21 protein-coding genes are annotated in these 20,909 nt (G+C 64.8%); 4 read left to right on the top strand and 17 right to left on the bottom strand.

Going from position 1 to position 20,909, the window contains the following annotated elements; genetic code table 11:
* Nucleotides 1–28: 28 nt before the first annotated feature.
* Complete coding sequence (locus B0684_RS10050) at nucleotides 29–496, bottom strand: c-type cytochrome (RefSeq protein ID WP_018169766.1); 468 nt, start codon at nucleotides 494–496, stop codon at nucleotides 29–31.
* 211 nt (nucleotides 497–707) lie between these two features.
* Between B0684_RS10050 and B0684_RS10045 the strand changes: the two genes are divergently transcribed.
* Nucleotides 708–1,379: an L-fuculose-phosphate aldolase gene (locus B0684_RS10045; RefSeq protein ID WP_018650146.1), complete on the top strand. Its 672-nt coding sequence runs from the start codon at nucleotides 708–710 to the stop codon at nucleotides 1,377–1,379.
* Between the two features lie 22 nt (nucleotides 1,380–1,401).
* Here the strand turns inward: B0684_RS10045 and B0684_RS10040 are convergent, their stop codons facing one another.
* Complete coding sequence (locus tag B0684_RS10040; RefSeq protein WP_018650147.1) at nucleotides 1,402–1,956, bottom strand: NUDIX hydrolase; 555 nt, start codon at nucleotides 1,954–1,956, stop codon at nucleotides 1,402–1,404.
* A 142-nt stretch (nucleotides 1,957–2,098) separates the two neighbouring features.
* On the opposite strand from B0684_RS10040, the gene hspQ reads away from it, so the two are divergent.
* From hspQ to B0684_RS10025, 3 genes are read left to right on the top strand one after another with little or no spacing between them, the layout of a single operon-like run.
* Nucleotides 2,099–2,419, top strand: a complete 321-nt coding sequence (hspQ, locus tag B0684_RS10035) for a heat shock protein HspQ (RefSeq protein ID WP_018169763.1) — start codon at nucleotides 2,099–2,101, stop codon at nucleotides 2,417–2,419.
* A 21-nt stretch (nucleotides 2,420–2,440) separates the two neighbouring features.
* Nucleotides 2,441–4,126: a dihydroxy-acid dehydratase gene (ilvD, locus tag B0684_RS10030; RefSeq protein ID WP_018176807.1), complete on the top strand. Its 1,686-nt coding sequence runs from the start codon at nucleotides 2,441–2,443 to the stop codon at nucleotides 4,124–4,126.
* A 22-nt stretch (nucleotides 4,127–4,148) separates the two neighbouring features.
* Entirely contained in the window at nucleotides 4,149–4,835 is a 687-nt protein-coding gene (locus tag B0684_RS10025) for a rhomboid family intramembrane serine protease (RefSeq protein WP_018145698.1), read from the top strand.
* Between the two features lie 27 nt (nucleotides 4,836–4,862).
* Here B0684_RS10025 and galU read toward each other — a convergent pair whose 3' ends face one another.
* The 15 genes from galU to gyrA all read right to left on the bottom strand — a co-directional run bounded on the left by galU (nucleotide 4,863) and on the right by gyrA (nucleotide 20,840).
* The gene (gene galU, locus B0684_RS10020; RefSeq protein ID WP_018169761.1) at nucleotides 4,863–5,741 is read right to left on the bottom strand and encodes a UTP--glucose-1-phosphate uridylyltransferase GalU; all 879 of its coding nucleotides are present in this window, start codon (nucleotides 5,739–5,741) and stop codon (nucleotides 4,863–4,865) included.
* 113 nt (nucleotides 5,742–5,854) lie between these two features.
* Nucleotides 5,855–6,139 carry a ComEA family DNA-binding protein gene (locus B0684_RS10015; protein ID WP_018650148.1) on the bottom strand — a complete coding sequence of 95 codons (285 nt, stop codon included), beginning with the start codon at nucleotides 6,137–6,139 and terminating at the stop codon, nucleotides 5,855–5,857.
* Nucleotides 6,140–6,238: 99 nt separating this feature from the next.
* Nucleotides 6,239–6,958: an orotidine-5'-phosphate decarboxylase gene (pyrF, locus tag B0684_RS10010; protein WP_018169760.1), complete on the bottom strand. Its 720-nt coding sequence runs from the start codon at nucleotides 6,956–6,958 to the stop codon at nucleotides 6,239–6,241.
* Nucleotides 6,955–8,187 (bottom strand): tetratricopeptide repeat protein, encoded by a 1,233-nt coding sequence (locus B0684_RS10005; protein WP_018169759.1) that lies wholly within the window; start codon nucleotides 8,185–8,187, stop codon nucleotides 6,955–6,957. Before B0684_RS10005 ends, pyrF begins: the two co-directional genes overlap by 4 nt.
* 69 nt (nucleotides 8,188–8,256) lie before the next feature.
* Nucleotides 8,257–8,574, bottom strand: coding sequence for a lipopolysaccharide assembly protein LapA domain-containing protein (locus tag B0684_RS10000; RefSeq protein WP_018145703.1), 318 nt, complete (start codon nucleotides 8,572–8,574; stop codon nucleotides 8,257–8,259).
* Nucleotides 8,575–8,583: 9 nt separating this feature from the next.
* Complete coding sequence (locus tag B0684_RS09995; protein WP_018145704.1) at nucleotides 8,584–8,880, bottom strand: integration host factor subunit beta; 297 nt, start codon at nucleotides 8,878–8,880, stop codon at nucleotides 8,584–8,586.
* Between the two features lie 93 nt (nucleotides 8,881–8,973).
* The gene (gene rpsA, locus B0684_RS09990; protein WP_018650149.1) at nucleotides 8,974–10,644 is read right to left on the bottom strand and encodes a 30S ribosomal protein S1; all 1,671 of its coding nucleotides are present in this window, start codon (nucleotides 10,642–10,644) and stop codon (nucleotides 8,974–8,976) included.
* Nucleotides 10,645–10,729: 85 nt separating this feature from the next.
* Complete coding sequence (cmk, locus tag B0684_RS09985; RefSeq protein WP_018169758.1) at nucleotides 10,730–11,437, bottom strand: (d)CMP kinase; 708 nt, start codon at nucleotides 11,435–11,437, stop codon at nucleotides 10,730–10,732.
* The gene (aroA, locus tag B0684_RS09980) at nucleotides 11,434–12,738 is read right to left on the bottom strand and encodes a 3-phosphoshikimate 1-carboxyvinyltransferase (protein WP_018650150.1); all 1,305 of its coding nucleotides are present in this window, start codon (nucleotides 12,736–12,738) and stop codon (nucleotides 11,434–11,436) included. The genes cmk and aroA overlap by 4 nt, the downstream gene beginning before the upstream one ends.
* A gap of 6 nt (nucleotides 12,739–12,744) precedes the next feature.
* Nucleotides 12,745–13,626: a prephenate dehydrogenase gene (locus B0684_RS09975; RefSeq protein ID WP_018176811.1), complete on the bottom strand. Its 882-nt coding sequence runs from the start codon at nucleotides 13,624–13,626 to the stop codon at nucleotides 12,745–12,747.
* The gene (gene hisC / locus B0684_RS09970) at nucleotides 13,623–14,780 is read right to left on the bottom strand and encodes a histidinol-phosphate transaminase (protein WP_018650151.1); all 1,158 of its coding nucleotides are present in this window, start codon (nucleotides 14,778–14,780) and stop codon (nucleotides 13,623–13,625) included. The genes B0684_RS09975 and hisC overlap by 4 nt, the downstream gene beginning before the upstream one ends.
* A gap of 17 nt (nucleotides 14,781–14,797) precedes the next feature.
* On the bottom strand, nucleotides 14,798–15,913 hold the full coding sequence (gene pheA, locus B0684_RS09965; RefSeq protein ID WP_018176813.1) for a prephenate dehydratase: 1,116 nt from the start codon (nucleotides 15,911–15,913) through the stop codon (nucleotides 14,798–14,800).
* A gap of 3 nt (nucleotides 15,914–15,916) precedes the next feature.
* Nucleotides 15,917–17,080: a 3-phosphoglycerate dehydrogenase family protein gene (locus B0684_RS09960; protein ID WP_018145711.1), complete on the bottom strand. Its 1,164-nt coding sequence runs from the start codon at nucleotides 17,078–17,080 to the stop codon at nucleotides 15,917–15,919.
* A 50-nt stretch (nucleotides 17,081–17,130) separates the two neighbouring features.
* Nucleotides 17,131–18,210, bottom strand: a complete 1,080-nt coding sequence (gene serC / locus B0684_RS09955) for a 3-phosphoserine/phosphohydroxythreonine transaminase (RefSeq protein WP_018169753.1) — start codon at nucleotides 18,208–18,210, stop codon at nucleotides 17,131–17,133.
* Nucleotides 18,207–20,840: a DNA gyrase subunit A gene (gene gyrA, locus B0684_RS09950; protein WP_018176814.1), complete on the bottom strand. Its 2,634-nt coding sequence runs from the start codon at nucleotides 20,838–20,840 to the stop codon at nucleotides 18,207–18,209. Before gyrA ends, serC begins: the two co-directional genes overlap by 4 nt.
* Nucleotides 20,841–20,909 lie beyond the last annotated feature (69 nt).

Genomic DNA, 20,909 nt, shown 5'->3' with positions numbered 1-20,909 from the left:
GCCCCTTGTTACCTGCTACCACTGCGGATTACTCGCGGCGGAAGTCGTCGTGGCAGGCCTGGCAGGACTGTCCGAGGTTGCGGAAACGGATGGCGTACTCGTCTTCGTCACCGGCTTCCACCGCTGCGTGCAAGGCCTCGGCGGCCTCGACGGTGTCATTGGAGAGCTCCTCGAAGCGCTCCCAGTCGCCCCAGATCTCTTCCTTGGCATCGGTGTCCGGGAAGTCGCTTCCCTCGGGGAAGAGGCTCGGGATGTCCTGACTGAGCGCCACCAGCTGACTGGTATGCATCTTGAGGTTGTCGCCAAACTCGGCGCCGTCCACGACCACGGCGGCAATGGCGCCCACGTTGCCACCAATGGCGCGCATCACGCCTTGGCGGTAATCGATGGTGGCCTCGTGTTCATCGAAAGCGTGAACAGTACTGCCGGCACCCAGCCCGAGGGTGAGTGCGGCGGCCACGGAGGTGGCGGTAATCAGGCGTGCGACGTTTTTCATGGTGCTTCCTCCCTGTAACAAACAAGAATTCGCCGATATCGGGCGAACCGGATATTCACGGTGACTATAGACGGCCGAACGGCCCAATTTCCATGAACGAAAATGATCACCCATGGCGGATGCGGGCTTTTTCCGATTGACCACAATCCTTGCGCGGGGTTCCCGGACAAAGCCGGTACAATCGAGTTACCCCCACTCAGCGCGAAAAAAGATGATCGCAAACCCCGACTACCCCGCCGACCAGACGGCCCTTCGCGAAGCCGTCATACACACCGGCATGGAGACCAATCGTCGCAGGCTCAACCAGGGCACCTCGGGCAATATCAGCGTGCGCTGCGGCGACGGCATGCTGATTACGCCCTCGGGCATCGCGTACGAGGCGTTACAGCCGGACGACCTGGTCTATATCGATGCAGACGGACAATGGGTGCCGGGTCGCAAGCCCTCCAGCGAATGGCACTTCCACCGCGCCATCCTGCAGGCGCGACCAGAGCTGGGAGCGGTCGTCCATGTCCATTCCGTCCATGCCAGTGTCGTGGCGATCCAGGGACGCGACATCCCCGCGCTGCACTACATGATCGCCGCCGCCGGCGGGAACTCCATCCGCTGCGCCCCGTACGCCACGTTTGGAACGGAGACCCTCTCGCGGCTCGCGGTGGCGGCCCTGCGGGACCGCACGGCCTGCCTGCTCGCGAATCACGGGATGATTGCCACCGGGACGGACCTGGAGCGCGCCTTGTGGCTGACCGAGGAGGTTGAACTCCTGGCACGGCAATATGTGCTGAGCCTGCAGATCGGAGGGCCGCAATTGCTGGATGACGCGGAGATGGATCGCGTCCTGGAAAAGTTTCGCCACTACGGGCCGCAGCGCGACCGGGATTAGGCGCGCGCAGACAGCGCCACGGTCAAAGGCCGGGGGTGACACCTTCCCCATTGGCCAGCGGGGCCGAGCGCGGGGCGAAATCGACCCGGTCTCGGGTTTCCAGATAGTGCTGCAGGGCCCAGGTCACCGACGGGAAGGCGCGCTCCTCCGGCAGTTCATCGAATCGGAACAGGCCGACCTCTTCCGATTCAGGGCCCGGGGCAATCGCATCGCTCAGCAAACGCGCCCGATAGATCATCTGCACATGCCCGATGTGCGGGACGCTATAGACGCCCAACAACTGTTCGATTTCCAGATCGGCCCGTGCCTCCTCCCAGGCCTCGCGGCGGGCCCCCTCGGCCGGGCTTTCCCCCTTTTCCATGAACCCCGCCGGCAGGGTCCAGAAACCACGACGCGGCTGAATGGCCCTTCGGCAAAGCAATACGCGGTCTTCCCAGATGGCCACGCTGCCGACGATGATTCGCGGGTTTTCGTAGTCAACGAAGCCACAATGGTCGCAGACACGCCGTTCGCGATCATCGCCTTCGGGGATATGGTGGTGGAAGCTGGCGTCCAGCCTGTTTTGCTTGCGACTCATGGCGGTACCGTTAGGGGCGTTATAGCTTTAAATACAAAGTCGTACAGTGCCATGCGGTGCACCCGAGAGCCGAGCTCGAACACGCGCCGGTGGCCGCGGTCCACAATAGAGGCTTGCGCACCGAGGCAGTACAGAGGCGAACATGACCACACGCACACGCTTTACCGTTGGTGAGCTCATTCACCATACCAAGTTCGATTACCGGGGTGTGATCGTCGATGTGGATCCGGTGTACGCCGGGTCGGACGAATGGTACGAAACCGTGGCCAAGAGCCGCCCACCCAAAGACCAGCCGTGGTATCACGTGCTGGTGGACGGCTATTCGCACAGCACCTACGTGGCCGAACGCCACCTGGAGCCGGATACTCGCGGCGAACAGATCGAACACCCCGCCCTCGGGCAGTTCTTCGATCGTTTCATGAACGGCCGCTACTCGCGCCACGGCGAGCCCGGCGCCCACTAACCCACAACTGCAGGGAAGACCATGGCACAGGACAACCGCCGCAGCCGCGTCGTCACCGAAGGGCCCCGCCGCACGCCCAACCGCGCCATGCTGCGCGCAGTCGGCTTCGGCGACGACGACTTTCAGCGCCCGATCGTGGGCATTGCCAACGCGCACAGCACGATCACGCCCTGCAACATGGGCATTGGTGCCCTCGCCGCCCGCGCCGAACAGGCGGTGCGCCAAGCCGGGGGCATGCCACAGACCTTCGGTACCATCACCATCTCCGACGGCATCTCCATGGGGACGCCGGGGATGAAGTACTCGCTGGTCTCGCGCGAGGTCATCGCCGACGCCATCGAGACCGTAGTCAACGGCCAGAGCCTGGACGGCATTCTCGCCACCGGCGGCTGCGACAAGAACATGCCCGGGGCGATGATTGCCCTGGCCCGTCTCAACGTGCCGGGCATCTTCGTCTACGGCGGAACCATCAAGCCCGGGCACTACAAGGGTCAGGACCTGACTATCGTCAGCGCCTTCGAGGCCGTGGGCCAGCATGGTGCCGGCAATCTGTCCGACGAGGACCTTCAGGGCGTGGAACGCAACGCCTGCCCCGGCGCCGGCTCCTGCGGCGGCATGTTCACCGCCAATACCATGTCGAGTGCCTTCGAGGCCATGGGCATGAGCCTCCCCGGTTCGTCCACCCAGGCCGCCGAGGACCCGGAAAAGGGCGATTCGGCCGCCCGGTCGGCCGAGGTCCTGGTAGCGGCCATCCACGCGAACCGGCGCCCGCGCGACATCCTGACCCGCGAGGCCTTCGAGAACGCCCTCGCCGTGGTGATGGCCATCGGGGGCTCCACCAACGCAGTACTCCACCTGCTGGCGATTGCGCATGCCGCCGAGGTCCCCCTGGACATCGACGACGTCGAGCGCATCCGCCGCAAGGTCCCCGTGCTGTGCGACCTGAAGCCTTCCGGACGCTACGTGACCACCCAGTTCCATGCGGTGGGCGGCACGCCCCAGGTGATGAAGATGCTCCTGAATGCCGGGCTCATGCACGGTGAGTGCCTGACGATTACCGGGGCCACCCTGGCCGAGACCCTGGCGGAGATCCCCGATACGCCCTCCCCGGATCAGGAAATCATCCGCCCGCTAGAGCGGCCCCTGTACCCACACGGGCACCTGGCCATCCTCAAGGGCAATCTCGCGACCGAGGGCGCGGTGGCCAAGATCACCGGACTCAAGCGGACCGCCATCGCCGGCCCCGCGCGCTGCTTCGACTCCGAGGAGGCCTGCTTGGATGCCATCCTCGACGGCCAGATCCAGGCCGGCGATATCCTCGTCATCCGCTACGAGGGGCCGCGTGGGGGTCCCGGCATGCGCGAGATGCTCGCGCCGACCGCCGCGATCATCGGTGCGGGCCTGGGCGATTCCGTTGGTCTGATCACCGACGGGCGCTTCTCCGGCGGGACGTACGGAATGGTGGTTGGACATGTTGCCCCCGAGGCCGCGACCGGCGGCACGATTGCGCTGGTCCGGGACGGGGATACGATCGAGATCGATGCCGGAGAAAACCGGCTCACGCTGCAGGTCGACGAAGCCGAGCTGGAACACCGCCGCGCGGCCTGGGAGCCGCCGGTGCCCCGCTTTGACCGCGGGGTCCTGGCGAAATACTCGCGTATCGTGGGCTCGGCCAGTCGCGGTGCCGTAACCGACGATTTCACCTGACGGCGGGGAGCAAAAGAGTCCGATGACGCACCCGGACCCCCGCCACCCCGACTTCAGCATGATGCCGCCGGTGATCGGCTTCCTGCTGATCGCCAACGTGGGCCTGTTCCTCACCATGCCGTGGCTGGGTGACTGGTTGATCACCCATTTCGGGCTCTGGCCCATCGGCACGCCGGCCACCGTCCATCAGGACGGCAGCTGGATGCGGGTGCCCGACTTCCAGCTCTGGCAGCTGGTCAGTTACGGCTTTCTGCACGGCGGTCCAGTCCATTTGTTCGTAAACCTGTTCGCCGTATGGATGCTGGGCGTGCAGATCGAGAACGCGTGGGGTTCACGCACCTTCGGGACCTACTTTCTGGTGTGCGTGATCGGCGCCGGGCTGGTGCAGCTGGTCATCACTGCCCACGGCAACGGTGACATGATCTACCCGACCATCGGGGCCTCGGGCGGGGTATTCGGGGTTCTGCTCGCGTTCGGGATGATGTTCCCCAACCAGCGCCTGTTCCTGATCTTCCTGCCCATCCCGATCAAGGCCAAGTATTTCGTGATCGGCTACGGTGCGCTGGAGCTGTACCTGGGGATCTCCGGCACGCTCGCCGGCATCGCCCATTTCGCTCATCTGGGCGGGATGGCCTTCGGCTTCCTGCTGATCCAGTACTGGCGCGGGCGCCTGCCGATCCGGCCGCGTCAGCGCCGTTTCTGGTGGTGACAGGACCCGCAGAGGCTCGGCGTCTCCCTAGCGGTTGCGAAGATACTCGGCGAAGTCGTCTTTCAGCTCCGGGTGGTTCAGAGCGAGCTCCACGGTCGCCTCCAGATAGCCCAGCTTGGAACCGCAATCGAAGCGGCGCCCCTCGAAGTTGAAGGCCGTTACCCGCTCCAGCTCCAGCAACCGCGCGATGGCATCGGTCAGCTGGATCTCGCCGCCGGCCCCTGGCTTTTGTGTGGCCAGCATCTCGAATATTCTCGGGGTCAGGATGTAACGCCCCACCACCGCCACGTTCGACGGGGCCTGGTCCGGATCGGGCTTCTCGACGATCCCCTTCACATCCCAGCTGCGCGGGCCGGTCTTCACTGGATCGATGATCCCGTACTGATGTGTGCGGTCACCCGGCACTTCTTCCACCCCGAGCACGCTGCACCCGTGCTCGGCGTATTGCTCGACCATCTGCCGCGTTGCCCCGCCATTACTTGACTCGATCAGGTCGTCCGCCAGGATCACGGCAAAGGGTTCGTTACGCACAATCGGATGGGCGCAGGCCACCGCGTGGCCGAGACCCAGCGCATCGGACTGGCGCACATAGACGCAGGTCACGTTCGGCGGAACGATATTGCGCACCTGCTCCAGGAGCTCTGTCTTGCCGCGCTCCTCCAGCTCATGTTCCAGCTCGTAAGCCTTGTCGAAGTGGTCCGGAATGGAGCGCTTGTTGCGCCCGGTCACGAACACCAGGGTCTCGATCCCCGCTTCCACCGCTTCCTCCGCTGCGTACTGGATCAGCGGCTTGTCCACGATCGGCAGCATCTCCTTCGGATTCGCCTTGGTGGCCGGCAGAAAGCGCGTACCCATGCCGGCAACCGGGAACACGGCGGTACGGATCGGTGGGTGATTCTGGCTCATTCCATCTCCTGGGCGCTCAATAACGAACCCCTGGCCCACGCGTCCTCACGGACCCATTGACCAGGGGCTGGAACCGGGTGGCAGCACGCGCTGCCACCCACTACGCTACAACGTTACTCGACGACGATGCGGTCGAGATTCATCTCCACGGTGCGTTCACCAATTCCGGAGACCTCGGTCAGTGCCTGCACCGAAGCGAACTCACCGTGTACCTCGCGGTGCTCCACGATCGCCTGGGCCTTCACCGGACCGACGTTGTCCAGCAGCGCGGCCAGCTCTTCGGCGGATGCGCCATTCACGTTGAGCGGCTGGCCTCCCGAGGCCGTAACCATCACCAACGGCAGGACGCAAAGGCCCGCCAGGGCCCAGCACTTCGCGCATTGAAAAAGCTTCTTCATGAAAACGCTCCTTATCTTCATTGAACGATCGGTGCATCCATGCACCAACGGCATCCTAGCGGGATTGATGCCCTGCGAAAACCCCTCCAATCCACGCCGTCATTCCCTCTTCCCCAATCGTGTGATGAAGGCCTCCATGGCCATGCTCGGGTCCGCGGCACGCGTGATCGGCCGGCCGACCACGATGGCGCTGGCCCCGGCCGAGATCGCCCGCTCGGGGGTCATCACCCGCTTCTGATCGTCCCCGCCCGCGTCCTCCAGCCGAATTCCGGGCGTTACCAGCAACGGATCCTCGCCGAGCAGGCGGCGCAGCATGGCGGCCTCCTGCGCCGAACAGACCAGCCCTTCCAAGCCCGCCTTGCGCACCGCCAGTTCGCCCAGCAGACGCACCTGCTCGGCCGGTTCGCGATTCACGCCGATCTCACGCAAGGTACCGGCGTCACTGGAGGTCAGCACCGTTACGGCCAGAAGTGCCGTCGTGTCATTCGTCTCGCGCACCGCCGCGTGCGCGGCGCGCATCATCTCCACACCGCCGCTGGCATGCACGTTAATCAACCAGACACCGGTCCGCGCCGCGGCCCGACAAGCCGCCGCCACCGTATTCGGGATGTCGTGGAACTTCAGATCCAGAAAGACGCGAAAACCCAGGCCGTGCAGACGGTGCAACAGTTCGGGCCCGGCGACCACGAACAGCTCAAACCCGACCTTCAGCGCGCACTGGGCTGGATCAAGCTTTCGGGCGAACGCCAGTGCGGCTTCGGCTTCGGAAAAATCGAGCGCCACAATCAGGCGCGTTGCAGGTTCCGGAATCGGATTCATGAACGGGGACTCCCTTCGCGGATTAGCGCCTCCTCGGCGGCCTCCGTCGTCTGGTCAATGTCGAAGTCGAGACCGCGCAGCGTATCCCAGCGACGACAGCTTGGGCACTGCCACACATGCGCACGCCCTTGATAGCCACAGTTCACGCACTGGTACAGATGCTGGCTCCCGAGCTGGTCCGCCAGGGCCTTCTCGAATGCTGCAAACTCCGTGCTGTATTGCTGGACCGCCGGGAGAATCTTCATCCAGCGCACCGCCTCCAGCAATCCCGAGGTCGGCACCGGGCGCTGTGCCAGGATCGAACCCAGCTCCATCAGCGCGGCATCCAGTCGGCCAGTGCGTCGATAAAGACGCATCAGGGCGATGCGCGCCATCGTGATCCCACGGTTGCGCGCAAGATCGTCGAGGAGCTCCTCCAGCTGACCTAGACGATTCTCCCCAGGCAGCTCCTGATGCAACCGCTCGATACGCGGTACCAGCAAGGGCGCCAGCTGCGGGGTACGCGCCACCGCATCGCGTCCGAATCCGATCGCCTCGCGGATCTCGCCCTTGCGTGCCGCGATCTCCGACTGGATCAGCAGTGCCCGCGAAAGCCCCGGCACCAGGCCCTCGGCCTGCTCCGCGCGCGCTCTGGCGCTTTCCCAGTCACCCTTGTCCAGCGCGATCTGGGCCAGTTCGCAATGATAATGCGCGATCCTCTGATGCTCGTGCGCGACCCCATGTTCCTTCAGCCGGTCGCCCACCTCGATCGCACGCTCCCATTCCCGCTGGGTCTCGTAGACCTGACGCAGGCCTTCCAGTGCGGCGACCGCCTGATGCGGCGAATCCGCCAATTCACGAAACACCGCCTCCGCCCGATCCAATACGCCGGCCAGGAGAAAATCCTCGCCCAGTTCGCACAGGGCCTGCGCCCGCTGCGCCGCGGGCAGCGTGGGCCGCGCGACCAGGTTCTGATGGATACGGATGGCGCGATCGACCTCGCCCCGACGCCGGAAGAGCCGGCCCAGGATTACATGGGTCTCGAAGGTTTCGTGATCGACTTCCACCATTTCGATGAAGGCCTGAAGGGCATCATCCGTGCGGTCGTCGAGGAGGTGGCGCACACCTTCCAGGTAGCGATCCAGTGACGGCTCCCGTTCCTCACGGTCTTCCGGCACGCCGTAACGCGCGAGCCACCAGCCACTCGCAGCCGCAATAGGTAGCAGCAACCAGAACCAGTCGTCGATCATGAGCGAGAATGGTTCCCGGATGAGAAAAGGAACGTGCGGGGCGTCAGTGGCCGCATGCGCGCCACGTGACTAGTAGAAATCCCGCATGGGTGCGGTACGCAACTGCTCGACCTCGACCTTGAGGGCATGGTTCTGTTCGCGCAGGTCTGCAATCTTTTGACGCAACCGGCGCAGCCGCAGCCAGAGTACGAGCGAAGCCAAAACGACCCCGAACAGGGCCGCAATCCCGAGGAACACCACGAGCGGCGCCTCGATCTGCACACCGGGTAACGCAAGGGTCACCAGGTCTTCGTTCAATACAACAAGAATGCCAACAGCGGACGAAATCACGATAAGCGCGGCAAAGGCCACGGCATTGCGAATCTGCTGTCGACGTCGGTCGTCCACGGACGGTCCCTAGTCGTTTCCGTCGATGGAGCCGTTTACCCGTTCGCGCAATTCCTTGCCGGGCTTGAAATGGGGGACATGCTTACCGGGCAAGGCAACACCTTCACCGGTCTTGGGGTTGCGTCCCAGCCTTGGGGGCCGGAAATGGAGGGAAAAACTGCCGAAGCCCCGAATCTCTACCCGCTGCCCATTGGCCAGCGCATGACTCATCCGTTCGAGTAATGCCTTGACCGACATCTCGACATCCCTGGCAGGCAAATGTGGCGATTTCCGGGCGAGGTTCTCGATCAATTCCGATTTGGTCATCTGGCACTCGTCACAGACAGGAAGGAAACCCGGTTTCCCGGAACAAAATGGCCCACGGCACCTTCCGGCACCGTGGGCCGCTGCAGAACGGACTTAGTCGTTCTTGTCCATCTGCTCCTTGAGCAGATCGCCCAGGGTAGTACCGGTACCGGCATTGCTGCCGTAATCGGAGACCATCTCGGCTTCCTCGGCACGATCCTTGGCCTTGATCGACAGGCTGATGGCGCGGGTCTTCTTGTCAACGCCCATGAATCGGGCTTCGACGGTTTCGCCGACCTTCAGCACGGTGCTGGCATCCTCCACACGATCCTGGGAGATGTCGGCGGCACGCAGGATGCCGTCGATGCCGTCGGCCAGTTCGATCACCGCGGCCTTGGCGTCCACTTCCTTCACGGTACCGGACACGATGCTGCCCTTGCTGTGCTCGGCCACGAAGTTGGCGAACGGATCGCGGTCCAGCTGCTTCAGACCCAGGGAGATGCGCTCGCGCTCGGGATCCACGGACAGGACCACGGCCTCGACCTCGTCACCCTTCTTGAAGTTGCGGATCGCCTCTTCGCCGGCCTCGTGCCAGGACAGGTCGGAGAGGTGGATCAGGCCGTCGATGCCGCCTTCCAGGCCAACAAACACACCGAAATCGGTGATCGACTTGATCTGGCCACTGACCTTCTCGCCCCGGTTGTGGTTGGCGGCGAAGTCATCCCACGGGTTGGACTGGCACTGCTTCATGCCCAAGGAGATGCGGCGGCGCTCTTCGTCCAGGTCCAGGATCATTACCTCGACCTCGTCACCGATGGCAACCATCTTGCCCGGGTTGACGTTCTTGTTGGTCCAGTCCATCTCGGACACGTGCACCAGACCTTCCACGCCGTCTTCGATCTCCACGAAGCAGCCGTAATCAGTGATGTTGGTGACCTTGCCGAAGATCCGGGTGCCGGTCGGGTAACGACGGGTGATGTTTTCCCACGGATCCTCGCCCAGCTGCTTCAGGCCCAGCGACACACGCATGCGCTCGCGGTCGAACTTCAGGACCTTGACCTCGACTTCCTGGCCGATCTCGACCACGTCGGACGGATGCTTGACGCGCTTCCAGGCCATATCGGTGATGTGCAGCAGGCCGTCGATGCCGCCCAGATCCAGGAACGCACCATAGTCGGTCAGGTTCTTGACGATGCCCTTGACCTGCGCGCCTTCCTGCAGGTTCTTCAGCAGCTCTTCGCGCTCGGCGCTGTATTCCTGCTCGACCACGGCGCGACGCGACACCACCACGTTGTTGCGACGGCGATCCAGCTTGATGAGCTTGAATTCCAGCTCCTTGCCTTCCAGATACGCGGTATCGCGCACCGGACGGACATCCACGAGTGAACCCGGCAGGAACGCCCGGATATCGCCCAGCTCGACGGTGTAGCCACCCTTGACCTTGCCGGAGATCTTGCCGGTGACGTACTGCTCTTCTTCCATCGCACCTTCGAGACGGTCCCAGGCCTTGGCTCGCTTGGCCTTCTCGCGCGACATGCGCGTCTCGCCGAAACCGTCTTCCGGGGTTTCGAGGGCCACTTCGACGACATCGCCGACCTTGACCTCGAGCTCACCCTCTTCGTTCATGAACTGCTCGGTGGGAATGACCCCCTCGGACTTCAGGCCGGCGTTCACCACGACGACTTCCGGGGTGACCTCAATGACGGTGGCACTGAGGATGGCACCCGGCTGCATCTGGGTGTAGGCCATGCTCTCTTCGAGCAGTTGCGCGAAACTTTCACTCATGGATTTGTGAACCTGTGGTTTAACAAATGCTTGCAGATACTTCCTGCAACCAGTTCTAGACGTTTATGATCCCGCTTCCGACGGCTTATTCCGCGGGGCGGGGGCTTTGTTCCGGGAGTACGTCCCGGAGGCGTTCCAGGATCATCTCCACCACACCGACGATGTCCAAGTCCGTGGTATCCACTTCCCAGGCATCTTCGGCGGGCTTGAGGGGGGCCACGCTGCGTTCGCGATCACGCCGGTCGCGGGCCTCCATCTCGTCCTGAAGGGCGGAGAGATTAGCACTAAGTCCTTGTTCCTTCAACTGCATGTATCGCCGCCTGGCCCGCTCCTCGGCCGAGGCCGTCAGGAAGATCTTCAGGTCCGCTTCGGGGAACACGACCGTGCCCATGTCGCGCCCGTCGGCGACCAGCCCCGGGGCCTTGGCAAAACCACGCTGACGCTCCAGCAGCGCCTCGCGCACCGCCGGAATCGCAGCCACCTGCGAGGCGTCACTGCCCGTCTGCTCCGTGCGCAGCAGTTGGTCCACGGGTGCGCCTTCCAGCAGCGTGGTCACGGCCGTGGCATCCCGATTGACCTCGAAGTCCACATCCAGACCCGCGGCCAGGCGTGCCAGTGCCTCCTCGTCGGTCAGTTCCACGCCGTGCTGCCGCGCAGCCAGCCCCAACAGCCGATAGAGGGCACCGCTATCCAGAAGGTGCCAGCCCATCGCCGCCGCCACGCGCATGCAGACCGTGCCCTTCCCTGCACCGCCGGGGCCATCAATAGTCAGTACCGGAATGGCCGTGCTCATGCCGCCTCCAGTTGCAGACCGGCCTCACGCGCCAACGTCACGAAGCCGGGGAAAGAGGTCCCCACGTTTGCACAATCGCGGATACGGATCGGCGCTCGGGCACGCAGCCCGGCCATCGCGAACGACATGGCGATGCGGTGATCGCCATGGCTGTCGACCTCGCCCCCAGTGAAACCGTCAGCGCCCTGGATGCGAATGCCATCCGACTGCACCGCGCAGTCCACGCCCAGCGCGGCCAGACCATCGGCCATCACCTGGATACGATCACTTTCCTTGACCCGCAGCTCCTCCGCGCCGGTCAGGACCGTCTCGCCCTCGGCGCAGGCCGCGGCGACGAAGATTGCCGGGAATTCATCGATTGCCAGTGGCACCAGATGCTCGGGGATCTGGATCCCCTTCAGAGTGGCTGCCTCGACCTCGAGATCGGCCACGGGCTCGCCGCCGGCCTCGCGCTGATCGAGGACGCGGATCTCGGCGCCCATCAGACGCAGGATGTCGATCACGCCGGTGCGCGTCGGGTTGATCCCCACATGTTCCAGGCGCATGCGCGAGCCGGTGGCAATCGAGGCACCGACCAGAAAAAACGCCGCCGACGAGATGTCCGCGGGCACATCCACCGGGCTTCCGACCAGGCGCCCGCCGCCCTCGACACAGGTACGGGGGCCGTCGCGCTCCACGTGGTAGCCGAATCCGGCCAGCATCCGCTCGGTGTGATCGCGGGTGGGCGCCGGCTCGGTCACGCAGGTCCTGCCGTCCGCCCAAAGACCTGCCAACAACAGGGCCGACTTCACCTGGGCACTGGCGACTTTCAATACATGGTCCGTACCCCGCAACGGGGCCCCGCCGTGTACCCGCAACGGTGGCGTTCCGGTCGCGCTGGTATCGATGTGCGCACCCATGTGCGCGAGCGGGTCGGTGACTCGGCGCATCGGCCGCCCGCTCAGGGAGCGATCACCGATCAGCTCGCTGTCGAACGCCTGACCGGCCAGTACGCCGCACAGCAGCCGCATCGCCGTCCCCGAGTTGCCCATGTCCAGCGCCGCCGCCGGGGCCTTGAGCCCGTGCACGCCAGCACCCTGAATGCGTACATCGCCTGGCCCAGTCCGCTCGATCGCCACGCCCATCGCACGAAACGCCTCCAGTGTCGCAATACAATCGGCCCCCTCGAGGAATCCGGTCACACGCGTCTCGCCCTCGGCCAGCGCACCCAGCATGATCGCCCGGTGGGAGATCGACTTGTCGCCCGGCACGCGGGCGCGGCCCGAAAGCTGCCCTCCGGGCTGTACGGTAAAGGTATTCATCGATTTTCAGGTATCCAGTTGTGCGTCCGCGGGGTCGCAAAGGCGATCGCGGGTTTCCTTGGCGTGTTCAAAGCTCTGTTCGATGGTCGCGGCATCGCCGTGCTCGATGGCGCTGCGCAAACCCTCCAGATCGGCCTGGTACTGGCCGATCACCTCGAGGATGGCGGTGCGATTGGCGAGGCAGATATCCCGCCAGACCACCGGATCGCTGGAGGCGATGCGCGTGAAATCGCGAAAGCCCCCGGCGGCGTAATGAAAGATCTCGTCGCGCTCGCTCATGTTCGCAAGCGACGACACCAGTGTGAAGGCCAGCACATGGGGCAAATGACTGGTCGCGGCCAGCACCCGGTCGTGGTGCGCCGGAGTCATGTACTCGACCCGCGCCCCGGCGGCCTGCCACATCGCGGCCACTCGGTCGGTCGCCAGCGCATTCGTGGCATCGACCGGTGTCAGGATTACCAGGCGCTCACGGAACAGGGTGGCAAAGGCCGCCCCCACCCCGCTCTTCTCGGTCCCCGCAATCGGATGGCCGGGGACAAACGCGCGCGGGACCTTGCCGAAGCCGGTACCCACCGCATCGATTACGGCCTGCTTGCTGCTGCCCACATCGGTCAGCGGGCTGTCTTCGGGCCACGCCGCAGCCAGGTCGCGCGCCAGTGGCTCCATCGCCCCCAACGGGACGGCGAGCACGCCCAAGTCCGCGCCCTCGGCGGCCTCGGCGACATCGGTGGTCCAGCGATCGATCACGCCCAGGCGCTGCGCCTCGCGCAGGTTGTCTGCATTGCGCGAACAACCCACGATCTCGCGCACGGCCCCCGCCTCGCGCAGGGCCAGGGCCAGCGAACCGCCGATCAACCCAACGCCGAAGATGACCAGCCGTTCGATCACGCCAGGGCCTTTTTCAGGGCCGCGAGAAAGCGGTCATTGTCCGCACGGGTCGAGACCGTGACGCGCAGATGCCCGGGGAGACCGTAATTCTCTACCGGGCGCGTAATCACGCCGTCGCGCAGCATGGCGTCATATACCGGGCCCGGGTCGCGGCCGGTATCGAAGGTCACGAAATTGCCCACCGACGGAATCACACGCAAGCCCAGCTCGCGCAGGGCGGCGCTCACCTGGCGAACCCCCTCCCGATTGATGGCCACCGACTTTTCCACATGCTCGTGGTCGTCCAGCGCGGCCAGGCCGGCCGCCTGGGCAATCGCATTCACATTGAACGGCTGGCGCACTCGATTCAGCAGGTCCGCGATGGCCGGCGAGCTAACCGCATAGCCGAGGCGCAGTCCGGCCAGGCCCTGGATCTTGGAGAAAGTCCGGGTGACGATCAGGTTCGGATAGCGATCCAGCCATTGCGTGGTGTCCGGATACTCGGCCTCTTCGACATATTCGAAATAGGCCTCGTCGATAACGACCACGGTCGTGACCGGCATCGCGGCCACGAAGGCTTCGAGCGCCGCAGCATCCAACCAGGTGCCGGTCGGGTTGTTCGGGTTGGCCACGAACACGACCCGCACATCGCCATCCACCCGCGCCTGCATCGCGTCAAGATCGTGCCCGAAGGGCTGTTTCGGATGGTCGGCGGGCAGCGCCGGGGCCACTCGTGCCACAGCATCCACCGCCTGGGTCACCAGCGGATAGACCGCAAACGCGTGGGCAGAAAACACGGCAGCACGCCCCGGCGCCAGCCAGGTCCGTGCAACCAACTCCAGCACCTCGTTGGAGCCATTGCCGAGGGTGATCTGCTCCGGGGTCACGCCATGGCGTTCGGCCAGACGTGCCTTCAGCTCGAAGCCATTGCCGTCGGGATAGACATGCGCATCGGCCAACGCCGCGCGCCCGGCTTCCACCGCAAGGGGCGACGGGCCCAACGGATTCTCGTTGGAGGCCAGCTTGACTGCCTGGGTAATCCCCAGTTCGCGTTCCAGCGTGGCCACGGGCTTGCCCGGCTGGTAGGGGCTAAGCCCCTGGACGCCAGCAACCGCCAGAGTCACCGGATCAAACGCCGGGCCGGCCGTAGCGGATACGGAAGGATTGGATGCCATGCGGAAACCTCGGGGATTCAGGTGGCGGCCTGGGGATAGCTCCCCAGCACCTTGACGGTATCGGCGCTTGCGCGCAGCTGCTCCAGACATTCGCGGATCAGCGGATCCTGCTGGTGGCCGACCAGGTCGAGAAAGAACACGTAGTTCCACGGCGTGCAGCGCGACGGACGCGATTCGATACGGGTCAGGCTGATACCCGACTCGGCAATCGGCTTGAGCAGCGAATACAGCGATCCCGGGCGATTGGCGGTCGTCAGCATCACCGAGGTGCGATCCGCGCCACTGGGTTCCGTGGTGCCGGAACCGATAATCAGGAAACGTGTGGTGTTGTCGGCGCGATCCTCCACGTGCGGCGCCCGCACCGGGATCTGGTAATGGTCGGCCGCGGCCTGGCTGGCGAGTGCCGCCACGGTCGGGTCCTGCGCCGCAATCTCGGCTGCGCGGGCGTTGCTGGAGACCGCCTCGCGCTCGGCGTTCGGCAGCTCCGCGTCCAGCCACTGGCGGCATTGCGCCAGCGCCTGGGCGTGGGCCAGCACGCGCCGGACCTGACCGAGATCCTCGGCGTGCGTCAGCAGATGGTGATGAATCGGAGTCACGACCTCACCGCAGATCTGCAGCGAAGAATCCATGAAACAGTCGACCGTGTGGGTTACCACCCCCTCGGAGCTGTTCTCGATGGGCACCACGCCGAACTGCGCGCGACCGGTCTCTACGGCGTCGAACACGGCATCGATAGAGGCCAGCGGCTGGGTCTCGACCGCATGGCCGAAATGCTTGCGCGCCGCCAGATGCGTAAAGGTGCCCACCGGTCCCAGATAGGCCACATGGAGCGGATGCTCCAGCGCCAGGCATTCGGACATGATTTCGCGGAACAGCCGGGTAATCGCTTCGCCGGATAGCGGGCCGGGGTTCTGCTCACGCACCCGGCGCAGGATCTCGGCTTCGCGCTCCGGACGATAGAACACCGGATTGCTCTCCTGGCTGCGCTTCACCCGGGCCACGGCCTCGGCACAGCGGGCACGCTCGCTCAGCCGCTCGAGCAGCTCGGCATCCAGCGCGTCGATGCGCGCCCGCAGGGCAGCCAGATCTTCCTGGCCGTCGGCGGGCTGCGACGAATGCGGGTCCCCGGCCACGATCTACAGCACCCGCGCCCGCAGCACGCCGTCGATCTCATGCAGTGCATCCAGGGTCGCCTGGTCCGGCTGGCCATCCACATCCAGCAGGGTGTACGCAATGTCGCCGCGGGAGTCGTTCATCAAGTGCAGGATGTTGATGTTGGACTCACCCAGGGTATGCGAGATGCGCCCGACCCGGTCCGGCAGGTTGCGGTTGACGACGGCGATCCGGGTATCCCCCTTGCGATCCAGCACCAGGGTCGGCAGATTCACTGAATTGACCACGTTGCCGTTTTCCAGGTAGTCACGCAGCTGATCCGCGATCATCACTGCGCAATTCTCCTCGGATTCGGTCGTCGAGGCCCCCAGATGCGGCAGGGTGATTACCCGCGGGTGCCCCATCATGCCCTGCACCGGGAAATCGGTGATGTAGGCGTGCAGGCGTTCGGCGTCCAGTCCCTCGCGCACAGCGGCGTCGTCCACGATGCCCTCGCGCGCCAGGTTCAGCACCATCGCCCCGGGATTCATCCCGCTCAGGTTCTTCGCGTTGACCAGATTGGCGGTGTTCTCGGTCAGTGGCACATGCACGGTGACCGCATCGGCCCCCTCCATCGCGGCTTCCACCGAGCGCGCGCGCTCGATGCCGGAGTCCAGACGCCATGCGTTCTCGACCGTCACCTTGGGGTCGAAGCCCACCACCTCCATGCCGAGCGCCCGCGCGGCATTGGCCACACCCACACCGATCGCACCCAGGCCGAGCACGGCCAGGCGCCGGCCGGGCAGTTCGAAGCCGGTGAACTTCTTCTTGCCGTGCTCCACCGAGGACATGAAGTCCTCCTTGGTGGGGTCCAGCCCCTGCACGTAGCCTGCCGCCGGCAACAGATTGCGCGCGGCCAACAGCAGACCGGCAATCACCAATTCCTTCACGGCGTTGGCATTGGCGCCCGGGGCATTGAACACCGCCACCCCGCGCTCGGACAGCGCCTCCACCGGGATGTTGTTCACCCCGCTGCCGGCGCGCCCGACGGCCAGGACGGAATCCGGGATCTCCACCGAATGCAGGTCGAACGACCGCAGCATCAAGGCGTCTGGCTGGTTGATGTCCGACGCGACCTCATAGTGGTCGCGCGGGAAGCGGTCCAGCCCACGCACGGCGATGTTGTTGTAGGTCTGAATTCGGTACATCACGACCTCCTGGCCCGGTAGTTACGCCCGGCGACCACGATTCAACAGGATCAGGCGTGGCGGTTCTCGAAGTCCGCCATGAAATCGATCAGGGCATCCACGGAGCTTTCCGGCACGGCGTTATAGATACTTGCACGCATCCCGCCCACCGAGCGATGTCCCTTCAACGAGGACAGGCCGGCCGCATCCGCCTCGTTGAGGAACGTCCCGTCGAGGGAATCGTCCGCCAGGATAAACGGCACATTCATCCACGACCGGGCCGTGGGCTCGACCGGGTTGCGATAGAAGGCGGAGTTGTCGATGTACTGGTACAGCTTGGCGGCCTTGCGCTGGTTGGTCTTGCCCATGCTCTCCAGGCCGCCCTGCTCCAGCAACCATTCGAACACCAGCCCGGCCAGGTACCAGCCAAAGGTCGGCGGGGTGTTGTACATCGAATCGTTCTTGGCCTGCAGCGCCCAGTCCAGCACCGCCGGCACGTTGCCCTTGTCGCGCTCCAGCAGGTCATTGCGCACGATCACCACGGTCAGGCCGGCCGGACCGATGTTCTTCTGCGCCCCGGCATAGATCACGCCGAACTTCGAGACGTCGATCGGACGCGACAGGATGGTGGAGGACATGTCCGCCACCAGCGGTACGTCGCCCACATCCGGAATTTCCGGAAACTCGACCCCGCCGATGGTCTCGTTCGGGGTGTAGTGCACGTAGGCGGCGTTCGGGTCCAGTTTCCACGAGGCGCGATCCGGGATCGAGTCGTACCCGCTCGCTTGCGAGCTGGCCACGATATTCACCGGCCCGTATTTCTGAGCCTCCTTGATGGCCTTGCCGGACCAGGCCCCGGTATCGATGTAGTCCATACCCCGGCCATTCGCCAGGTTCATCGGGATGGCGGCAAACTGCCCGGTCGCCCCGCCCTGCAGGAACAACACCGAGTAGTTGTCGGGGATGTCCATCAGCCTGCGCAGGTCCTGCTCGGCCTTCTCGGCCACGGCCATGAAGGGCTTGCCGCGGTGGCTCATCTCCATCACGGACATCCCGGACCCGCGGAAGTCCAGCAGCTCGTCACGCGCCCGTTCGAGCACCGCCTGAGGCAGGGCCGCCGGCCCCGCGCTGAAGTTCATCACTCGCGTCATGCCTGTTCTCCATCGTCACTGGATTCGGGACCCGTCTCCGGGTCCGGGTCCGTCCCGATTTCCGATTGACCGGGCTCTTCATCGTCTTCGACGCCGTCCTCGCCTTGCAACTGGGCGACCCGGGCGAGCTCGACCAGGTTTTCGTCTTCATCGAGACGGATCAGACGCACGCCCTGCGTGTTGCGACCGATCAATGGAATCTGGTCGATCGGTGTCCGCACCAGCGTCCCGCCATTGGTGATCAGCATGACCTCGTCGTCGTCCAGCACCCGTGCTGCCCCGACCAGCAGGCCATTGCGGCCCTCGGTCTGGATCGCGATCACGCCCTGGCCACCACGGCGATGCACCGGGAATTCGTCGAAACGGGTGCGCTTGCCGTAACCGTGTTCGGTCGCCAGCAGCGCCGATCCCTCGTCGACATTCAGCAGCGCGATCACCCGCTGGTCATCCTCCATGCGCACGCCGCGCACGCCGCAGGCCGTCCGCCCCATGGCGCGCACGTCGCTCTCGTGGAAACGCACGGCCTTGCCGGCCGTGGTCACCAGCATCACGTCGAGTGTGCCGTCGGTCAGGGAGACATCGACCAGATGATCCCCCTCGCGCAGATCCACCGCGATGATGCCGGAGGTACGACGACGCGAGAAATCCGTCAGCGGGGTCTTCTTCACCGTTCCCTGCGCGGTCACCATGAATACATAGTGATCCGGGTCGTACTCGCGCACTGGAAGGATCGTGCTGATGCGTTCATCCGCTTCCAGCGGAAGCAGATTGACGATCGGCTTGCCGCGCGCGGCCCGCGACCCCTGCGGCAACTCGTAGACCTTCAGCCAGTACACCCGGCCGCGGCTGGAGAAGCACAGGATCGTGTCGTGCGTATTGGCCACCACCAGCCGGTCGATGAAATCCTCTTCCTTGAAGCTGGTCGCCGCCTTGCCGCGACCGCCCCGGCGCTGGGCACGGTAGTCGGCCACGGGCTGGTACTTCACGTAGCCGGCGTGCGAAAGCGTGACGACCACGTCTTCCTCGCCAATCAGATCCTCCAGCGTCAGGTTGGCCTGGCGCTCGCGGATCTCGCTACGGCGTTCGTCGCCGAACTGCTCGGCCACCCCCAGCAGTTCGTTGCGGATTTCCTGTTGCAGGCGGTCGCCCGAGCCGAGGATATCCAGGAGGTCTTCGATCAGCTCCAGAAGGTCGCGATATTCGTCGAGGATCTTGTCCTGTTCCAGCCCGGTGAGGCGGTGCAGACGCAGATCCAGGATCGCCTGGGCCTGGGCCTCCGACAGCCGATAACCATCCTCGCTCACGCCATATTCCGGCGCCATGTCCTCGGGACGCGAGGCACTGGCCCCGGCGCGATCGAGCATGTCGCTGACCACGCCCAGCGGCCAGGCGCGCGCCAGCAGCCCGGCCTTGGCCTCGGCCGGGTTCGGCGCGGCACGGATCAGTTCGATCACCGGATCGATATTGGCCAGCGCAATCGCCAGGCCTTCCAGGATGTGGGCGCGCTCGCGCGCCTTGCGCAGATCAAAGATCGTGCGCCGGGTCACCACCTCGCGGCGATGACGCAGGAAGGCCCGTAGCACCTGGCGCAGATCCAGCACCTTCGGCTGGCCATCTACCAGCGCGACCATATTGATGCCGAAGACATTCTGCATCTGGGTGTGCATGTAGAGGTGGTTCAGGACCACCTCGGCCATCTCGCCGCGCTTGAGCTCGATGACCAGGCGCATGCCGTCCTTGTCCGACTCGTCGCGCAGCTCGGAGATGCCCTCCATGCGCTTTTCCTTCACCAGCTCGGCGATCTTCTCGGTCAGACGCGCCTTGTTCACCTGGTAGGGCAGCTCGGTGACGACAATCGCCTCGCGCTGGCCGCCTTCCAGCGGCTCCACGTGCGAGCGCGCCCGGATCAGGACCCGGCCGCGACCGGTCCGATAGGCCTCGCGCACGCCATCGATGCCGTTGATGATGCCGGCGGTGGGGAAATCCGGCGCCGGCACGTGTTCCATCAGGCCATCAATGGAGATGTCGGGGTCATCGATCAGCGCCACGCAGGCGTTGACGACCTCGCGCAGGTTGTGCGGCGGGATATTGGTCGCCATCCCCACCGCGATCCCGGCGGAACCATTGACCAGCAGGTTGGGAAACTTGCTCGGCAACACGGCCGGCTCGCTCTCGGAGCCGTCGTAGTTGTCGGTAAAGTCGACCGTTTCCTTTTCGATATCGGCCAGCAGCTCGGCCGCGATGCGCGCCATGCGCACCTCGGTGTAGCGCATGGCCGCCGGCGAGTCGCCGTCGATGGAACCGAAGTTACCCTGCCCGTCTGCGAGCATGTAGCGCATCGAGAACGGCTGCGCCATGCGCACGATGGCGTCGTAGACAGCGGAGTCGCCATGCGGGTGGTATTTACCGATCACGTCACCGACCACACGCGCCGACTTCTTGTACGGCTTGTTGTAGTCGTTGCCCAGCTCGCGCATCGCGTAGAGCACGCGGCGATGGACCGGCTTGAGGCCGTCACGGACATCGGGGAGGGCCCGGCCCACGATTACGCTCATCGCATAATCGAGGTAAGACTGCTGCATCTCGTCTTCGAGATTGACCGGAAAAACTTCCTTGGCAAATTCAGCCATCGAGGGTTACGCCGTCCGTCTGAACAAGCTCGCGATGATACCACAGGGGTAACCACTGGGGGCGCCCTT

Source organism: Thioalkalivibrio versutus (genome assembly GCF_001999325.1).
Lineage (GTDB): Bacteria > Pseudomonadota > Gammaproteobacteria > Ectothiorhodospirales > Ectothiorhodospiraceae > Thioalkalivibrio > Thioalkalivibrio versutus.
This window is presented reverse-complemented; position numbering and strand designations above follow the sequence as displayed.

Excerpts from the sequence above, each read along its gene's own strand:
- B0684_RS09960 (WP_018145711.1), bottom strand. The coding sequence starts at position 17,080 with ATGTACCGAATTCAGACCTACAACAACATCGCCGTGCGTGGGCTGGAC.
- aroA (WP_018650150.1), bottom strand. The coding sequence starts at position 12,738 with ATGAATACCTTTACCGTACAGCCCGGAGGGCAGCTTTCGGGCCGCGCC.
- B0684_RS10040 (WP_018650147.1), bottom strand. The coding sequence starts at position 1,956 with ATGAGTCGCAAGCAAAACAGGCTGGACGCCAGCTTCCACCACCATATC.
- B0684_RS10050 (WP_018169766.1), bottom strand. The coding sequence starts at position 496 with ATGAAAAACGTCGCACGCCTGATTACCGCCACCTCCGTGGCCGCCGCA.
- B0684_RS10025 (WP_018145698.1), top strand. The coding sequence starts at position 4,149 with ATGACGCACCCGGACCCCCGCCACCCCGACTTCAGCATGATGCCGCCG.
- galU (WP_018169761.1), bottom strand. The coding sequence starts at position 5,741 with ATGAGCCAGAATCACCCACCGATCCGTACCGCCGTGTTCCCGGTTGCC.
- cmk (WP_018169758.1), bottom strand. The coding sequence starts at position 11,437 with ATGAGCACGGCCATTCCGGTACTGACTATTGATGGCCCCGGCGGTGCA.
- serC (WP_018169753.1), bottom strand. The coding sequence starts at position 18,210 with ATGACGCGAGTGATGAACTTCAGCGCGGGGCCGGCGGCCCTGCCTCAG.
- rpsA (WP_018650149.1), bottom strand. The coding sequence starts at position 10,644 with ATGAGTGAAAGTTTCGCGCAACTGCTCGAAGAGAGCATGGCCTACACC.
- B0684_RS10005 (WP_018169759.1), bottom strand. The coding sequence starts at position 8,187 with ATGATCGACGACTGGTTCTGGTTGCTGCTACCTATTGCGGCTGCGAGT.
- B0684_RS09995 (WP_018145704.1), bottom strand. The coding sequence starts at position 8,880 with ATGACCAAATCGGAATTGATCGAGAACCTCGCCCGGAAATCGCCACAT.
- B0684_RS10045 (WP_018650146.1), top strand. The coding sequence starts at position 708 with ATGATCGCAAACCCCGACTACCCCGCCGACCAGACGGCCCTTCGCGAA.
- B0684_RS10015 (WP_018650148.1), bottom strand. The coding sequence starts at position 6,139 with ATGAAGAAGCTTTTTCAATGCGCGAAGTGCTGGGCCCTGGCGGGCCTT.
- ilvD (WP_018176807.1), top strand. The coding sequence starts at position 2,441 with ATGGCACAGGACAACCGCCGCAGCCGCGTCGTCACCGAAGGGCCCCGC.
- pyrF (WP_018169760.1), bottom strand. The coding sequence starts at position 6,958 with ATGAATCCGATTCCGGAACCTGCAACGCGCCTGATTGTGGCGCTCGAT.
- hisC (WP_018650151.1), bottom strand. The coding sequence starts at position 14,780 with ATGGCATCCAATCCTTCCGTATCCGCTACGGCCGGCCCGGCGTTTGAT.
- gyrA (WP_018176814.1), bottom strand. The coding sequence starts at position 20,840 with ATGGCTGAATTTGCCAAGGAAGTTTTTCCGGTCAATCTCGAAGACGAG.
- hspQ (WP_018169763.1), top strand. The coding sequence starts at position 2,099 with ATGACCACACGCACACGCTTTACCGTTGGTGAGCTCATTCACCATACC.